Annotated in this window: 17 protein-coding genes; 7 read left to right on the top strand and 10 right to left on the bottom strand. The window is 72.5% G+C overall.

All coding sequences use genetic code 11. The features are described 5' to 3' along the window. The first annotated feature begins 19 nt into the window (after positions 1-19). Positions 20-406, top strand: coding sequence for a sterol carrier family protein (locus tag AC3YO9_RS02645; protein WP_489982032.1), 387 nt, complete (start codon positions 20-22; stop codon positions 404-406). An 11-nt stretch (positions 407-417) separates the two neighbouring features. Here the strand turns inward: AC3YO9_RS02645 and AC3YO9_RS02640 are convergent, their stop codons facing one another. Together AC3YO9_RS02640 and AC3YO9_RS02635 are read right to left on the bottom strand one after the other, a co-directional pair. Then, a complete protein-coding gene (locus tag AC3YO9_RS02640) occupies positions 418-2304 on the bottom strand; it encodes an alpha/beta hydrolase (protein WP_489982031.1) in 1887 nt (628 codons plus the stop codon). Continuing rightward, positions 2301-2612 carry a hypothetical protein gene (locus tag AC3YO9_RS02635; RefSeq protein WP_489982030.1) on the bottom strand — a complete coding sequence of 104 codons (312 nt, stop codon included), beginning with the start codon at positions 2610-2612 and terminating at the stop codon, positions 2301-2303. The genes AC3YO9_RS02640 and AC3YO9_RS02635 overlap by 4 nt, the downstream gene beginning before the upstream one ends. Positions 2613-2666: 54 nt before the next feature. Between AC3YO9_RS02635 and AC3YO9_RS02630 the strand changes: the two genes are divergently transcribed. Both AC3YO9_RS02630 and purF read left to right on the top strand, forming a co-directional pair. Then, entirely contained in the window at positions 2667-3452 is a 786-nt protein-coding gene (locus AC3YO9_RS02630) for a hypothetical protein (protein ID WP_489982029.1), read from the top strand. A 117-nt stretch (positions 3453-3569) separates the two neighbouring features. Beyond that, positions 3570-5108, top strand: a complete 1539-nt coding sequence (gene purF, locus AC3YO9_RS02625) for an amidophosphoribosyltransferase (RefSeq protein ID WP_127784189.1) — start codon at positions 3570-3572, stop codon at positions 5106-5108. Here the strand turns inward: purF and AC3YO9_RS02620 are convergent. Beyond that, positions 5105-5743 carry a TetR/AcrR family transcriptional regulator gene (locus tag AC3YO9_RS02620; RefSeq protein ID WP_489982028.1) on the bottom strand — a complete coding sequence of 213 codons (639 nt, stop codon included), beginning with the start codon at positions 5741-5743 and terminating at the stop codon, positions 5105-5107. The genes purF and AC3YO9_RS02620 overlap by 4 nt on opposite strands. A gap of 60 nt (positions 5744-5803) precedes the next feature. On the opposite strand from AC3YO9_RS02620, the gene AC3YO9_RS02615 reads away from it, so the two are divergent. The 3 genes from AC3YO9_RS02615 to purM all read left to right on the top strand — a co-directional run bounded on the left by AC3YO9_RS02615 (position 5804) and on the right by purM (position 9462). Then, entirely contained in the window at positions 5804-6952 is a 1149-nt protein-coding gene (locus tag AC3YO9_RS02615; protein ID WP_489982027.1) for an acyl-CoA dehydrogenase family protein, read from the top strand. Positions 6953-7026: 74 nt separating this feature from the next. Continuing rightward, the gene (locus AC3YO9_RS02610; protein WP_127784187.1) at positions 7027-8202 is read left to right on the top strand and encodes an acyl-CoA dehydrogenase family protein; all 1176 of its coding nucleotides are present in this window, start codon (positions 7027-7029) and stop codon (positions 8200-8202) included. 168 nt (positions 8203-8370) lie between these two features. After that, a complete protein-coding gene (purM, locus tag AC3YO9_RS02605; RefSeq protein WP_127784186.1) occupies positions 8371-9462 on the top strand; it encodes a phosphoribosylformylglycinamidine cyclo-ligase in 1092 nt (363 codons plus the stop codon). Between the two features lie 202 nt (positions 9463-9664). On the opposite strand, the gene AC3YO9_RS02600 is transcribed toward purM, so the two are convergent. From AC3YO9_RS02600 to AC3YO9_RS02590, 3 genes are all read right to left on the bottom strand, one after another. Next, a complete protein-coding gene (locus tag AC3YO9_RS02600) occupies positions 9665-9862 on the bottom strand; it encodes a DUF3073 domain-containing protein (RefSeq protein WP_127784185.1) in 198 nt (65 codons plus the stop codon). A gap of 153 nt (positions 9863-10015) precedes the next feature. Continuing rightward, positions 10016-11092, bottom strand: coding sequence for a CAF17-like 4Fe-4S cluster assembly/insertion protein YgfZ (gene ygfZ / locus AC3YO9_RS02595; RefSeq protein WP_127784184.1), 1077 nt, complete (start codon positions 11090-11092; stop codon positions 10016-10018). After that, positions 11089-11616 (bottom strand): Fur family transcriptional regulator, encoded by a 528-nt coding sequence (locus AC3YO9_RS02590; protein WP_489982026.1) that lies wholly within the window; start codon positions 11614-11616, stop codon positions 11089-11091. Before AC3YO9_RS02590 ends, ygfZ begins: the two co-directional genes overlap by 4 nt. Before the next feature lie 108 nt (positions 11617-11724). Between AC3YO9_RS02590 and AC3YO9_RS02585 the strand changes: the two genes are divergently transcribed. Beyond that, on the top strand, positions 11725-12576 hold the full coding sequence (locus AC3YO9_RS02585; RefSeq protein ID WP_489982025.1) for an aminodeoxychorismate lyase: 852 nt from the start codon (positions 11725-11727) through the stop codon (positions 12574-12576). A 377-nt stretch (positions 12577-12953) separates the two neighbouring features. Here AC3YO9_RS02585 and AC3YO9_RS02580 read toward each other — a convergent pair whose 3' ends face one another. The 4 genes from AC3YO9_RS02580 to AC3YO9_RS02565 form a co-directional block, all read right to left on the bottom strand. Continuing rightward, positions 12954-13619, bottom strand: coding sequence for a heme-binding beta-barrel domain-containing protein (locus AC3YO9_RS02580; protein ID WP_241249196.1), 666 nt, complete (start codon positions 13617-13619; stop codon positions 12954-12956). A 195-nt stretch (positions 13620-13814) separates the two neighbouring features. Further along, entirely contained in the window at positions 13815-14114 is a 300-nt protein-coding gene (locus tag AC3YO9_RS02575) for a DUF1416 domain-containing protein (protein WP_127784180.1), read from the bottom strand. Further along, positions 14114-14950 carry a sulfurtransferase gene (locus AC3YO9_RS02570; protein WP_127784179.1) on the bottom strand — a complete coding sequence of 279 codons (837 nt, stop codon included), beginning with the start codon at positions 14948-14950 and terminating at the stop codon, positions 14114-14116. Before AC3YO9_RS02570 ends, AC3YO9_RS02575 begins: the two co-directional genes overlap by 1 nt. Before the next feature lie 88 nt (positions 14951-15038). Further along, the gene (locus AC3YO9_RS02565) at positions 15039-15494 is read right to left on the bottom strand and encodes a DUF4395 domain-containing protein (RefSeq protein ID WP_489982024.1); all 456 of its coding nucleotides are present in this window, start codon (positions 15492-15494) and stop codon (positions 15039-15041) included. Positions 15495-15521: the final 27 nt, after the last annotated feature.

Raw genomic sequence — 15521 nt, 5'->3', positions numbered from 1 at the left:
AGTCCTAGGCTTCACGGCCGTGGCTACCCGTGGACCCGTCGACCAGGCCCAGATGCGTGCGGCGGTGCTGGCGGTGCTGCCCTGGCTGGACGACCCACAGGTGCCCGAGCCCGACCGGAGCTCGCTGGCGGCGGCGGTGCGGCTGTCGGCTCGCACGCTGGCCCAGGCCGCGCCGGGCAACAGCGTGGAGGTGCGGGTGCCGCCGTTCGTGGCGGTGCAGTGCATCGCCGGGCCGCGGCACACCCGCGGCACCCCGCCCAACGTGGTGGAGCTCGATCCGCGCACCTGGCTGCTGCTGGTGACGGGACGGACCACCTTTGACGCGGCCCGCGCCCAGGCGCTGCTGCAGTCGTCCGGGACCCGGGCCGAGGAGATCGCCCACTGGCTGCCGCTGCTGCGTCCTTAGCCCAGCAGCCCTTAGCCGACCAGCCCCAGCACGCCCTTCACCGCCTTCACGGGGGCAGTGAGCACCTCCGCACGGTCGCCGACGATGGATGCCGCGGCGTCGGCGGCGTCGCCCACCATCTCCTTGCCGGTGGCGGCCACGCTTCGCCTCGCGTCGTCGAGATCGCCCTGCAGCAGCTCCCCCACGGTGCGCGCGGTGCCGTGGGCGACGTCTCCGGCAGCCTCGAGCCCCGCCAAGGCCAGCGGCTTCGGGGCTGCGGTGTCCCACGGCTTGGCCGCGGTGACGTCGTCGTAGTCGCCGGTGGAGATGGCCGCCAGGTTGCGCAGCGACGGCGTGCCCTCGTGGTAGTAGCCGCCATGGGCGTTCTCGAGGATGTCCGTGCTGGTGGCCTCGAACTGCCGGCTGCCGAACCCAGGGTCGTAGGGGCCGACGCCCGAGGGCAGGCTGGTGAGGCCGCTGCCCCGGGTGAGCTGGACCACCGGGTCGTGCTCGGCCGAGCCTGCCCACACGTGGCCCCGGCCGGGGGAGAGCTGGTCCGCCGAGGTCGCACCGACGCCGGGTGACCCGACCAGGGCCACGTCGTCGGCCGCCAGCCCGTGCTGCGCGGCGAAGCCCACCACGGTGCTGCCGTAGGAGTGACCCACCACGGTGACGTGCTGCGGCGGGCCGACCTGCGCCGTCCCCGCCGCGGCCCGCCACCCCGCCACGTCGCCGACCAGCGTGGGCGCGCCCTTCTCGGCGTTGCCCGTCTGGGCCACGGCCTGCACGTCACCAATGCTGTCCGGGGCGTCGTAGTCCACCCACTGCACGGTCGCGTGCGAGCCGCCGGGGTCGCGCTCGTCCATCGCCCGGCGCAGGGCCGCGGCCTGGTCGAGGCCGGGGCTGCCCGGACCCGACGAGGTCCCCGGGACGGCAACGGCGACGTGCTTGGCCAGCGAGGGGTCGCCGAAGGAGATGGCCAGCCCGCCGGGGCCGGTGGAGCGGTAGCTGAGCAGCTGCACCGGCCCGGTCCCCGGAGACTGTGCCGCCATGGACTGCGCGCTGCGAACAGCGTCGTCCACCTGCTGGGTGCGCTGCAGCAGCTGCTCCGCGGTGGCCCGGTCCAGCGCGGCTGCGCGGACCTCGGGCGGGAAGCTGCCCAGCAGCATCGCGTCGGGCGTTCCGGACAGCCCGAGCTCGCGCAGCCGCCGATCGGCGTCGTCGAGCTGCTGCTGGGCGGAGTCGTGGTCGCGACGCAGCCGGGCGCGGTTCACCTCGTCCAGGACGGCCGGCGGCAGCCCGTCCAGCTCGCTCAGCGCGTCGGGGTGCTGGGAGCGCAGGCTGGCCTGCTGCTCGGTGGTCAGGCTCTTCCACCACGCGGCGACGGCAGCGGGCTGCGTTCCCGGCGCGGGCAGCGCGGCGTCGCCGGGAGTGCTGGCCGAGGCGCCCACCGCGGGCTGCACCGCCAGCCCGTCGAAGGCGCGGGCGATGCGGTCCAGCTCGCCGCGGTGGATGGACTGCACCTCCTTGAGCCGGCTGTGGACGTTCTCGGTGACCAGCTCGAACAGGGGAGGGTTTGCCGGCAGCAGCACCTGGGAGGCCCGCTGCCACTCCTGCATGAGCACACCGGCCACCTGGTGCACGCGCTGCTGCTCGGTGGCCAGCTCGCCCAGCAGCCGGGCGGCCGCGCTGAGGTCGTCGTCGGCGCGGCCGAGGTCGGTGCTGCGCTGGTCCAGGCTGCGCAGCGCACTCGCGGAGCCCAGCCCGGCGAACCACAGGGTCACCAGCTGTCCGCGGGTGTCGGCCACCGCGCGCAGCTCGGCGGCCAGGGCGCTGCGGCCCCCGGCCACGGTGGTGGCTGGGCCTGCGCCGAGGTTTCCGCTGGTCAGCTCGGCGTAGACGGTGCGCGGGTCGCTCATCGCTGGGTCATCCCGCGCATCCGCCCCAGCTGGTCCGCCAACCCTTGGTCGACGCCGGCGTACGTCGCGCCGGCCGCGCCGACCAGCTGGGAGAAGCGCTGCAGGTCGACGCCGGTTGTGCGCACCGCGGCCGAGACCCGGTCGGCGAAGCGCTGCACCGCCAGGCCCAGCGCCTCCCCGTCCGGGGTGCCGGCGTCACCCGGGGTCAGCCGCAGCTGGCCGAGACCCTCCGCCCCTGACCTGGCCGACCCGCCCAGCGGGGCCAGCCCCTGTAGTCCCGCAACGTCGATGCCCACCCCGGTTGTCATGCCCGTGGGACGGAACGCTCCCACGGACGGTTCCGGGCTGGCAGCATTGCAGCCATGACTGCTGCCGCTCCCGGACCGCCCACCCGGGAGGCCTACCTCTCCACGATCGGGGCCGCGCTGCAGGTCCTCACCGCGGCCGATCCCGCCCGCCCGGTGGTGCTCGGGCCCGGCACCGACGTGGCGGAGGTGATGAGCTGGGCCGCCGTGTTCGCCACCGGGGTGACCGAGCAGCTGTCCTCCACGGCGCTGGTGCCTCGGCGCGCCCCCGAGCACGCCAAGCCGCTGGACGTGGCCGGGGAGAAGCTGCTGGGTGCGCTGTCCCGCTCCCCGAGCCGCCGGCCGTGCTGGTCGCCGTCGCCGGCCGTGGCGCCGCAGGCCGGGTTCTGGCTGCGGCGCACCGCGCACGCGCTGAGCGTGCGCGCGTGGCAGGTGCAGGTGGCGATGGAGGTGCCCGCCGCGCTGCCGCCGTGGCTGCTGCTGGACGGCATCGACGAGCACCTCACGGTGCTGCTGGCCACGGCGGCCGCCGAGCCCGGGTCCGCTACCGCCGAGGCGGCGGGCACGGTGGCGGTGCGCTGCACCGACGTGCCGGCCAGCTGGACCCTCCGGCTCGATCCCGGCGCGGTCCCGCTTCCCCTCGGCGTGCCCACCGGCCTCGTCGACCCGGCCGGGCACGTGGCGCCGGAGTCGGTCTCGCGCCGGGGTGCGGCCAGTGGCGCGGCGTCGGAGGCGGTGCTGGCGGCAGACGCGGCCACGCTCCGGCTCGGCCTGGCCGGCATGGTGGTGCTGCCCCGGGGCACGGGCTCGCCCGAGCTGCTGGCGGGACTGCGGGTGCGGTGACTCCTGCGGCGCCGTCGCCGCTGGTGGTGGGCATCACTGGAGCCCGGTCGGCGCGCAGCGTGTCAGGCCGTAGACTCGGTTGTGCCCCAGGTCCTATCTGTGAGGGAGCGCCACCCGGTGGTCAAAGCTGAACACTCGCCAGCCGCGCAGGACAGCCCCGCTGCGCTGGAGGACGACAGCCCTCGGGAGGAGTGCGGCGTCTTCGGTGTCTGGGCGCCCGGTGAGGACGTCGCCAAGCTCACCTACTACGGGCTCTACGCCCTGCAGCACCGCGGCCAGGAGGCCGCCGGCATCGCCGTGGCCGACGGCACGCAGGTGCTGGTGTTCAAGGACCTCGGGCTGGTCAGCCAGGTGTTCGACGAGCAGACCCTGAGCGCGCTGCGCGGGCACGTCGCCGTCGGGCACACCCGGTACTCCACCACCGGCGTCACCAGCTGGGACAACGCCCAGCCCACCTTCCGCACCACCGCCGCCGGAACCGGAATCGCCTTGGGCCACAACGGCAACCTGGTGAACACCGCCGAGCTCTCCCAGCGCACCCGTGAGCTGGGCCTGCTGCCTCCACGCGGCGGCATGAACTCCACCACCGACTCCGACGTGGTCGCGGGACTGCTGGCGCACGCCGCGGCCGACTCCACCGTGGAGCAGGCCGCCATGGCGCTGCTGCCCACCCTGCGCGGCGCCTTCTGCCTGGCCTTCATGGACGAGAACACCCTCTACGCCGCCCGTGACCCGCAGGGCGTGCACCCGCTGTGCCTGGGCCGGCTGGAGCGAGGCTGGGTGGTGGCCAGCGAGACCGCGGCCCTCGACATCGTCGGCGCCTCCTTCGTCCGCGAGATCGAGCCCGGTGAGCTGCTGGCCATCGACGCCGACGGCCTGCGCTCCACCCGCTTCGCCCAGGCCGAGCCCAAGGGGTGCGTGTTCGAGTACGTCTACCTCGCCCGCCCGGACACCACCATCGCCGGGCGCTCCGTGCACTCCACCCGGGTGGAGATCGGCCGGCTGCTGGCGCGCGAGCACCCCGCCGAGGGCGACCTGGTCATCCCGGTGCCGGAGTCGGGCACCCCCGCCGCGATCGGCTACGCCCAGGAGTCGGGCATCCCCTACGGGCAGGGCCTGGTGAAGAACTCCTACGTCGGGCGCACCTTCATCCAGCCCTCGCAGACCATCCGCCAGCTCGGCATCAGGCTCAAGCTCAACCCGCTCAAGGAGATCATCCGCGGCAAGAAGCTCGTGGTGGTGGACGACTCCATCGTCCGCGGCAACACCCAGCGGGCCCTGGTGCGGATGCTGCGCGAGGCCGGTGCCCTCGAGGTGCACGTGCGCATCGCCTCCCCGCCGGTGCGCTGGCCCTGCTTCTACGGCATCGACTTCGCCAGCCCGGCCGAGCTCATCGCCAACGGCCTGGACACCGCCGACGGAATCTTCGAGGGTGTGCGCCGGGCCATCGGCGCCGACTCCCTGGGCTACGTGTCCATCGACGGGATGGTGGAGGCCACCGAGCAGCCCCGCGACCGGTTGTGCTCGGCCTGCTTCGACGGGCACTACCCGATCCCGCTGGCTCGCGAGACGAAGATCGACGAGAACGTGCTGGGCGACATGCTGGACAGCGCCGCGGAGGACCTGGTCCGCTCGGTCGACGCCGCCATCCGCTAGCCGGGCTGCTGGCTCGAGCCGGCTGCCCGCCGCTGGTCCAGCCGCAGGCGCAGGCCGTCCACCAGGGCCACCAGCGCCAGCTCCACCGCGTCGGCGTCCACCCGGCTGCGGTGGCTGGCCAGGCGGTGGGCGCTGCCCAGGTTGGGGTAGCGACCCGCGTACAGCTCCGGGTCGGCCGGAAACCCCGCCGCGATCGACCCCGACGCCGCGCCCATCACCAGGAACTTCACCGCGGCCGCGATCTCGGTGGCCTCGCGCGGCGTCCATCCCGCAGCCACCAGCCCCCCGTGCACGCGGTCGATGCGGCGCAGCGCCGCGTCCGAGCTGCCCGGGGAGCTGACGAAGAGCGGGGCGAGCGCGGGGTGCGCGGCCAGCGCGGCGTGGTACGTGCGGCCCCACCGCAGCAGCGCCTCGTCCCAGGGGTGCTCGCCGAACCAGGACGCGTCCGCGCCGGCCCCCACCTGCTCCACCAGGGAGTCCAGCAGCTCCGTCTTGCCCGCCACGTGGTGGTACAGCGAGGGGGCCTGCACGCCCAGCTCCGTGGCCAGCCGACGCATGCTCAGCGCAGCCAGGCCCTCGGTGTCGATCAGCTCGAGGGCGGCCTCGCGCACTCTTTGGGGGTTGACGTCACGCACGGGCCCCAGCGTAACCTAACGGTGTTAGGCACGGCTGGAGATCGGCGGAGGGAGACCCGCGTGGACCTCACGTTGTCCGAGGAGCACCAGGCCCTGAAGGAGTCGGCGGCAGCGTTCGTCGACAAGGAAGTGGTGCCCTTCGCCGCGGAGTGGGACCGCGCCGAGCAGGTCGACCGGTCCATCGTGGGCAAGCTGGGCCGAGCCGGGCTGCTGGGTCTGGGGGTGCCCGAGGAGCTGGGCGGTTCCGGTGGCGACATGTTCGCCTACTGCCTGGCCATCGAGGAGCTGGGCCGGGGCGACCAGGCCATCCGTGGCATCGTCAGCGTCTCCCTGGGCCTGGTGGGCAAGAGCATCGCCCGCTTCGGCACCCCGGAGCAGCAGGAGCGCTGGCTGCCCGGCATCTGCTCGGGGGAGCTGGTGGGCTGCTTCGGCCTCACCGAGCCCGGGGTGGGCTCCGATGCCGGCAACCTCACCACCAAGGCGGTCCGCGACGGCGACGACTACCTGATCACCGGCTCCAAGCAGTTCATCACCAACGGCAACTGGGCCGACGTCGCGCTGGTGATGGCCCGCACCGGCGGCGAGGGCGGCCGCGGGGTGAGCGCCTTCCTGGTGCCCACCGACTCCGCCGGCTTCTCCACCACCAAGATCACCGACAAGCTGGGCCTGCGCGGGCAGGACACCGCGGCGCTGCACCTGGACGCCGTGCGGGTGCCCGCCTCGGCCATGCTCGGCGAGGAGGGCCGTGGGTTCACCGTGGCGATGACCGCGCTGGACCGCGGCCGCACCTCCATCGCCGCCTCGGCCGTGGGTCTGTCCACCGCGTGCCTGGACGCTGCGCTGGACTACGCCGCCAGCCGTGAGCAGTTCGGCCGCACCATCGCCGGGCACCAGCTGGTGCAGCAGCTGCTGGTGGAGACGCAGGTGGAGCGCGACGCCGCCCGGCTGCTGGTGTGGCGTGCCGCCGACCTCTGCGACCGCGGTCAGCCCTTCCGGGCGGAGGCCTCCGCCGCCAAGTACTACGCCGCCGAGTCCGCGGTGCGGGCGGCCAACCGCTGCCTGCAGGTGTTCGGTGGCTACGGCTTCGTGGAGGAGTACCCGCTGGCCAAGTACCTGCGCGACGCGCGCGTGCTCACCCTCTACGAGGGCACCACCCAGGTGCAGACCCTGCTGCTGGGCCGCGCCCTCACCGGCGTCAGTGCCTTCTAGCCCACCCAGCCTTCTAGCCCACCAGCCTTCTAGCCCACCAGCCTGCTCGCTCCCTCTGACGCAAAGGAACTCTGATGGTCGACTTCTCGATCTCTGACGAGGAGCGCGCGATGCGCTCCACCGTGCGCACCTTCGTGGAGCGGGAGCTGATCCCGCTGGAGAGTGAGATCATGCGTCGCGGCCGGGAGGGCGGCCCCAACGCCGTCACCTCCGACGAGATGGCCGAGCTGCAGGCCAAGGCCAAGACGTTCGACCTGTGGGGGCTGAGCACCCCGGAGGAGTACGGCGGCCTGGCCCTGCCGGCGGTCACCCGCTCGCTGGTGGAGATGGAGTTCGGGCGCAGCTTCATCTGGTTCCGCCCGGGCGGCGAGACCGACAACATCCTCTTCTACTGCAACCCCGAGCAGGCCGAGAGCTACCTCAAGCCGGCGATCTCCGGGGAGCGCAAGTCCTGCTTCGCCATCACCGAGCCGGGTGCCGGCTCCGACGCCGCGAACATCCGGACCTCCGCCAAGCGGGACGGCGACGACTGGATCATCAACGGCGAGAAGGTCTTCATCACCGGCGGCAACGACTCCGACTTCATCATCTGCATCGCGGTCACCGACTCGGACAAGGGCACCAAGGGCGGCTTCACGGCGTTCCTGGTGGACCGCGAGATGGGCTACACCACCTCGCCCATCGAGACGATGGGCTCGGCGCGGCCGGCCACCATCGTGCTGGACAACGTGCGGGTGCCGGGCAGCAACGTCCTGGGCGAGGTGGGCCAGGGCTGGGAGCTGGCGATGGCGTGGATCGGAAAGGGCCGCTACCTCATCCCCTCCCGGGCGGTGGGAGGCGCCGAGCGGCTGCTGTCGCTGGCGCTGCAGCAGGCCAACGACCGCACCACCTTCGGCAAGCCGATCGGCGCCAACCAGGCTGTCGCGTGGATGATCGCCGACTCCGACGTGGAGCTGGAGGCCGCGCGCTGGCTGGTGCTCAAGGCGGCGTGGAACGTCGACCAGGGCCTGGACTCCCGGCACGACAGCGCCATCGCCAAGCTCTACGGGACGAACATGATCAACCGCGTGGTGGACCGAGTCATGCAGATCCACGGCGGCATGGGCTACACCCGGGAGATGCCCATCGAGCAGTGGTACCGCGACGTGCGGCTGTGGCGGATCTTCGAGGGCACCGACGAGATGCAGAGGCTGATCATCAGCCGGGACCTGCTGCGGGGATACACCAAGGTCGGCGGCCAGCTCGCGTAGCGCAGCGGAGCGGGGCTGGCCCAGGGGGCGCGGCCAGCTCGCGTGGCGCAGCGGAGTGGGGCTGACCTGGCGTGGGTTCCGGTTTCGGGACGGAGAATAGGGTCGCCAGCGGGTACTCCGGTACCGTTGCGGCGCATCCCGCAACGAATGATCCGGAGCTTCCCTGCCATGAGCGACCACCCGCACGATCCTGCTGAGTCCTCCTCGGCGGGCGCCTCCTACGCCGCGGCCGGCGTGGACATCGCGGCTGGGGACCGGGCGGTGGAGCTGTTCGCCCCGTCTGCTCGGCGCGCCAGCCGCCCGGAGGTGCTGGGTGGTCTCGGTGGCTTCGCCGGGCTGTTCGCCCTGAAGCCCGGCCACTACCGCGAGCCGGTCCTGGCTGCCTCCACCGACGGGGTGGGCACCAAGATCGCCGTGGCTCAGGCCATGGACAAGCACGACACGGTGGGCCTGGACCTGGTGGCCATGGTGGTGGACGACCTCGTGGTCTCCGGTGCCGAGCCGCTGTTCCTGCAGGACTACATCGCGGTGGGCAAGGTCGTGCCCGAGCGGGTGGCCGAGATCGTCGCCGGCATCGCTGAGGGCTGCGTGCTGGCCGGCTGTGCCCTGTTGGGCGGAGAGACCGCCGAGCACCCCGGACTGATGCCCGACGACGCCTACGACATCTCCGCCACCGGCGTGGGGGTCGTGGAGGCGGACTCGATCCTCGGTCCCGACCGCGTACGTCCCGGCGACGTGGTGATCGCCATGGGTTCCTCCGGCCTGCACTCCAACGGCTACTCGCTGGCCCGCAAGGTGCTGCTGGACATCGCCGCGATGCCCCTGCACGGACACGTGGAGGAGTTCGGCCGCACGGTGGGCGAGGAGATGCTCGAGCCGACCCGCATCTACGCCAAGGACTGCCTGGCGCTCATCGCCGAGACCCAGGTGCGCACCTTCTGCCACGTCACCGGTGGTGGCCTGGTCGCCAACCTCGAGCGCGTGGTGCCGAAGGGTCTGGTGGCCGAGCTCGACCGAGGCACCTGGAGCCCTGCGCCGGTGTTCGGCGTGATCGCCCACCGCGGCCGCGTGGAGCGTGCCGAGATGGAGAAGACCTTCAACATGGGCATCGGCATGGTCGCCATCGTCGGTCCCGAGGACGCTGACCGGGCGCTGGCCGTGCTCACCGCCCGCCACGTGCCCTCCTGGGTGCTGGGCTCGGTGCAGAAGGCCACCGACTCCGCCCGGGCCTCCCTGGTGGGCGAGCACCCCCGCTTCTAGCGGTCTCGGTGCTCAGCGGTCCCCGCCAGGCGGGGGTCGCCCCGTAGCGTCATCGCCAGGCGCCTGCTGCACCCGGACGCCAAAAAGCACCACACCCGCCATACCACCGGATGGGGGGATGGCGGGTGTGGTTGCTATGAGTCAGAGGTTTAGTCCTGCAGGATCGAAAGCGCGAAGACTGGGCCGGTGCTCAGCGGGAAGCTCAAGGCTTCCAGTCGTCCTCTTCCTCCCAGGGGGGCCGGACATCATCGGCCTCGGTGCGCCTGGGGTGCACCCGGAGCGAGTCCGGTCCGTGCCCAGAGAGCTCTCGTTGAAGTGTCTCGAAGTCAGTGTTCGGAGAGCTGTACTTGAGCTCTCGCGCAACCTTGGTCTGCTTCGCCTTAGCCCGGCCGCGGCCCATGGCTCGACCCCCTCGCGCAAGGACGGGGCGGCCAGGGGATTCGGCGGCCCCGTTCGATTGTGTGTTTCTTCCTACGACACACCATACCGTGCCCCGGCCGCTGCTGACGACACGAAGCGCGGCACCTCACTCGGGTGAGCAGGGGCTGCTGCGTCAGCGCCCCCGCAGCCGGCTGAGCGCGGCCCGCCCGGCCTGCACCTCGGTGTCCTCGGTCACCGAGTCCGGGTCGATCGCCGCCGCCGAGGGCCCGGCCACGAGCTCGGTGTCCGCCGGCACGGTCCGCTTGACCAGCGCCAACGCGATCGGTCCCAGCTCGTGGTGCTCGGCCACGGTGCCGACCCGGCCGACGACCCGGCCGGCGGCAGTCACGTCGTCGCCGGTCTGCGGGCGGGCATCTGCAGAGCCGTCCAGGTGCAGCAGGACCAGCCGCCGTGGTGGCTTGCCCAGGTTGTGCACTCGCGCCACGGTCTCCTGCCCCCGGTAGCACCCCTTGTCCAGGTGCACGGCGCGGTGGATCCAGCCGGCCTCGTGCGGGATGGTGCGCTCGTCGGTGTCCACGCCGGCGCGGGGCCTGCCCTGCTCCACCCGCAGCGCCTCGTGGGCCCAGGAGCCGGCAGGTCGCGCACCGGCCTCGGTGAGGCGCTGCCACCAGGTGGCGAGCGCGGCGCGGGGGACCACGACGTCGGCGGCGTGCGAGCCCGCAGGCGCGGGCATCCGCCGCACGAAGCCGCCGCCCGGCAGGGCACGCACTCCGTGCACCTCGGCGGGCAGCTCCAGCAGCTGGTCCGCCGTGGGTCCGAGGACGGTCAGGACGGCCAGCTCGTCGCTGGCGTCACGGGGGGCGACGTCGGCCCAGAACACCATCTTCTGCAGGTAGGCGAGCAGGCTCTGCGTGCTGGTCGGCTCGGTGTCGATCCAGGTGGTGCCGTCGAGGTCGGCGAGCACCAGGTGGTGCTCCACCCGGCCGTTGACGTCCAGGATCAGCGCCTCGGTGCCCTGCCCGTCGGCGAGGCCGAGAACGTGCTGGCTGGTCAGCGAGTGCAGCCACGACCGCCGCTCACCGCCGGGCACGGCGATCACCCCGCGGTTGCTGCGGTCGACCACCACGGCGCGGGTGGTGGCGGCCCGCTGCTCACCGAACGGGTCGCCGTAGTGCCAGGCGACCCCCACGTCGGGGGAGTCCTCTGCGGCGGGGGTGGCTCCGGGCGTGGACAGCAGCGGCGAGGTCACACCGGCTCCTCAGGGTTGCGGGTGGTGTGGCCCTGGCCGGGCACGGGCTGGTCGGGCACGGGCTGGTCGGCAGGCGCGGGTTGGCTGGCGCAGTCGGCGCACTGCCCGGACAGGGCGAGGTGAGCGGGATCGAGGGTGAAGCCGCGGGTGGCGGCGAGCGTGGCAGCCAGCGGCTCGAGCAGCTCCGGCTCCACCTCGATCACCTGCTGGCAGGAGTGGCAGACCAGGTGGACGTGCTCGTGCGGGTCGCAGGAGTAGGTGGGGGCCCCGTGGCCGAGGTGGGTGTGGCGGACCAGCCCGATCTGCTCGAGCAGGTCGAGCGTGCGGTACACGGTGCTGATGTTCACCGCCGGCGACTGCTGCTGCACCTCGGCGCAGATGGCTTCCGGGGTGGCGTGGCCGAGCGTGCGAACGGCGTCGAGGACCATCTGCCGCTGCGGCGTCATGCGCATGCCGCGCTGGTGCAGCGTCCCTCGGAGACCTGTTCCTCTCAGCTCCGTGCCTGCCTTGCCCACGCTGCTCATCCTAGGCTCCGGGTCGCCCGTCCGGGTGCCTAGGCAACGCCAGGGGCACCAGACACCCGCCCCTGGCGATCCGGTGGCGCGGCGGTCTGCCGACAGTAGGGTGCAGAGATGGCCGTGCAGGTAGTGGTGACGCTGGACGAGAAGGTGCTTGATCCCGACGAGCCGCTGCTGCGGGCGGACGACCTCGGCGCGGTGCGTGGCGACGGGGTGTTCGAGACCTTGCTGGTGCGCCGCGGGGTTGCCCGCGAGCAGGAGCGTCACCTGGCCAGGCTGGCCCGCTCTGCCGCGATGCTGCACCTGCCCGAGCCGGACCTGGACCAGTGGCGGCGCTGCGTGCGGACGGTGATCGAGCTGTGGCGGGGCGACGAGGACTTCGCCCTGCGGCTCATCCTCACCCGGGGCCGGGAGAGCGGCGGACCCTGCACGGGCTACGCCACGGCCTCACCGGTCAGCGCCACTGCCCTGGAGCAGCGGGTCGCCGGAGTCTCTGCCCTCACCCTCACCCGTGGCGTGGCCAGGGACGCTGCGCAGCAGGCCCCCTGGCTGCTGCTGGGGGCCAAGTCGCTGTCCTACGCGATGAACATGGCCGCTCAGCGCCACGCGCAGGAGCAGGGCGCTGACGACGTGATCTACACCAGCACCGACGGCTTCGTGCTCGAGGGGCCGACCTCGTCGGTGGTGCTGGCGACCGGGCGGACGCTCTGCACGCCCCCGGTGGATGCGGGCATCCTGCCGGGCACCACCCAGGCGGCGCTGTTCCGGCAGGCGGAGCTGGCTGGGTGGACCTGCGAGGTGCGCCCGGTGCCCACGCCGGAGCTGCTGGCCGCGGACGGAGTCTGGCTGGCCTCCAGCGTGCGCCTGCTGGCGCGGGTGCACACGCTCGACGGAGTGCCGCTGCCGCACGCGGAGCGCGCCCAGGAGCTGACCGGCCAGCTGCAGGACCTGCTCGACCAGGCATGACGCGCACCTCCATCAAGTGTGACGCAGACCACTGGTTCGCCGTGGGCAAAACCCGTTGCCGGACCCGCGCGGCCGGGCGTAGTTTCTGGGTACACGAGAGAGGAGGTGGTCCGAAGTTGATGAATTCTTGGACGCGTGAGGTGGCTGTCAGCTAGCCGCTAGTGCCCACGGGTTTGCCCCTGCGACAGCGGCCGGCGAATCCCAGGCAGCTACCCGACCCCCGAGCCCCCGGAGAGTCCGACCGGGACCGCGACGCAGCGACCACAGGTCGCGCGAGCCGCGGTATGGCTCGGGGGTCGCTCCACGTCTGGGGGACGGTGGCGCTGCGTCGCGCAGGGACACCGGCGCAGCAGAAGGTGCGGAGAGGTGAGGGGTGTTCAGCCGGCGTGGCGGACGAGCCGGGCCGACAGGTGCGGCTGCAGCGGTTCACCCATCATGGCGCGCTCGTCCACGTAGCCGAGGTCGCCGTCGATGATCCCGTAGAGCCGCTTGGCCGCGGTCACGGGCTTGGCCGTCTCGCTGCGCAGGACCACGTCGGTGGCCAGCTCCCAGGACGACTGGTTGAGCGGAGCCCCGTAGTAGAGCTCGACGATGCCGGTGTTGTGGGTGAGCAGCAGCTCGAGGGTGTCCTCGCCGTCGTCCCGGGCGTTCACCCGCAGGAAGCCGGACTCGCGGGCGGCGGGCCGGACGTAGGCGCCGTCGGCGTCGAGGATCCACGACCGCGACTCCCAGGTGAGGAAGGGGCGCCCGTCGTGGGCGATCACCAGCTGCTGGCCGAAGCGGTAAGTGTCGATCGTGGGGTAGCTGACCAGCCCCTCGCCCCGCCACACGCCCACCAGCGGCAGCACGGCGAGCAGGGCGGCGTTGAGGTCCGCCCCCTCGCGCAGGTTGGCGGTGTCGTCGGGCACCGGCAACCCGGGCAGCTGGGGAACGTTCACCGCACGCGTGCGGGCAGCCCGTTCCTCGGCATCACGCAGCGCCGCGTCGCCGGAACCGGCACGCGGGGCAGGGTGACCGTCGGGACCAGGGCCGGAGCCGGTCACGAGTCGTTGGTGACCGCTCGGTTGATCACGTACACCGCGAACCACGTGATGAGCACGGCGTCCAGCACCAGGAGGGTCGTGTAAAAGATTTCCACGGCACCACTCTAGCCAGGTGCGGCCCCTCGACGCAGACCGCCCCCGCGCGCACCGGTTCTGGTGCGGGCGAGGGCGGTCTGTCGTGCTCAGGGTGTGCGGTCAGGCGACAGCGACCTCGGCGGAGTGCAGGCCGGTGGAGTCGGCGGTGATGTCGGTGCTGCCGGTGCCCACCCGGCTCAGGGCGCGCAGCGTCCAGGTGCCGGGAGCGGCGTAGAAGCGGAAGTCGCCGGTGGCCGAGGCGACCACCTCGGCGGTGAACTCGCCGGTGCCGTCGAGCAGGCGGACGAAGGCTCCACCCACCGGCTCGCCGCCGGAGAGCACCTTGCCGACGATGACGGTCTCCTTGTCGAGGTCCGTGCCGGCGGGCAGGTCGGGGGTCTGCTCAGGAGCGCCGCACATCAGCGCACCTCCTTGGAGATGGGGGCGCCCACGAGGGAGCCGTACTCGACCCAGCTGCCGTCGTAGTTCTTGACGTTCTGGTGGCCCAGGATCTCCTTGAGCACGAACCAGGTGTGGCTGGAGCGCTCGCCGATGCGGCAGTAGGCGATGGTCTCCTTCTCCCCGTCCAGACCGGCCTCGCCGTAGAGGGTGGCGAGCTCCTCGTCGGAGCGGAAGGTGCCGTCCTCGTTGGCGGCCTTGCTCCACGGCACGTTGATGGCGCCGGGGACGTGGCCGCGGCCCTGGGCCTGCTCCTGCGGGAGGTGCGCGGGGGCGGCGATCTTGCCGGAGAACTCGTCGGGGGAGCGGACGTCCACCAGGTTCTTCTTGCCGATGGAGGCGATGACCTCGTCCCGGAAGGCGCGCAGCGAGAGGTCGGGCTCCTGGGCGTTGTAGCTGGTGGCCGGGCGCTCTACCTTGTCCGCGGTGAGCTCGCGGCCGTCCAGCTCCCACTTCTTGCGACCGCCATCGAGGAGCTTGACGTCCTGGTGGCCGTAGAGCTTGAAGTACCAGTAGGCGTAGGCGGCGAACCAGTTGTTGTTGCCGCCGTAGAGCACGACGGTGTCGTCGTTGCCGATCCCACGCTCGGAGAGCAGCTTGCTGAACGCCTCCCGGTCGATCACGTTGCGGGAGTTCGGGTCCTGCAGGTCCTTGGTCCAGTCCAGGCGGACGGCGCCGGGGATGTGGCCGTCGTCGTAGGCGCTGGTGTCCTCGTCGACCTCGACGAAGACGATCCCGTCGGTGTTGAGGTTCTGCTCAGCCCAGTCGGCGGTGACCAGGACGTCGGAGCGGCTCATGGAGTTCCTTTCGATACGCGAGCTGGTGGGTGTGAGTTCGGGTGGACAAGCACGGGAGTGAACGGTGGGGCGGGCACAGGGCCAGCGGTCAGGGGCGGCGGCCGGCACGAGCGCGGACCGTGGCCGCCAGCGGGTAGAGCCGACAGCCGAGGCAGATGCCGAAGGCCGCGTTGAGCAGCGCGGCCACCAGGGCGAGGCCGGTGGCGACGGCGCCGAGCAGCGGCGCGCCCAGCAGGTAGCCCAGGAGGCCGACGACGGAGAACACCAGGCCGACCAGCTGGGCGAAGCGCAGCGGTGCCACCGGCTCCAGCTCGGTGGGTGGGCCGATCCTGGGTGCCACCAGCGTCGCGTACAGCCAGCCGTACGGGCTGCGACGCGGCCCGAGCGCGGCGCCCATGGCGAAGACGACGGCCTGGACGCCGAGCAGGATCCAGTTCCCGGTCAGCAGCACCGCGGCCAGCACCACGGTGCTGATCCACGCCGCGCAGCGGGGACCGCGGACGTCGACCTGCTGCGGGGCAGCCGGTGAGCGGAGGGTGGACACAGCGGGAGCTCCTGCACTGAGGGGTGG

The organism is Rhodococcus sp. Z6_132 (assembly GCF_058133635.1).
This window is presented reverse-complemented; position numbering and strand designations above follow the sequence as displayed.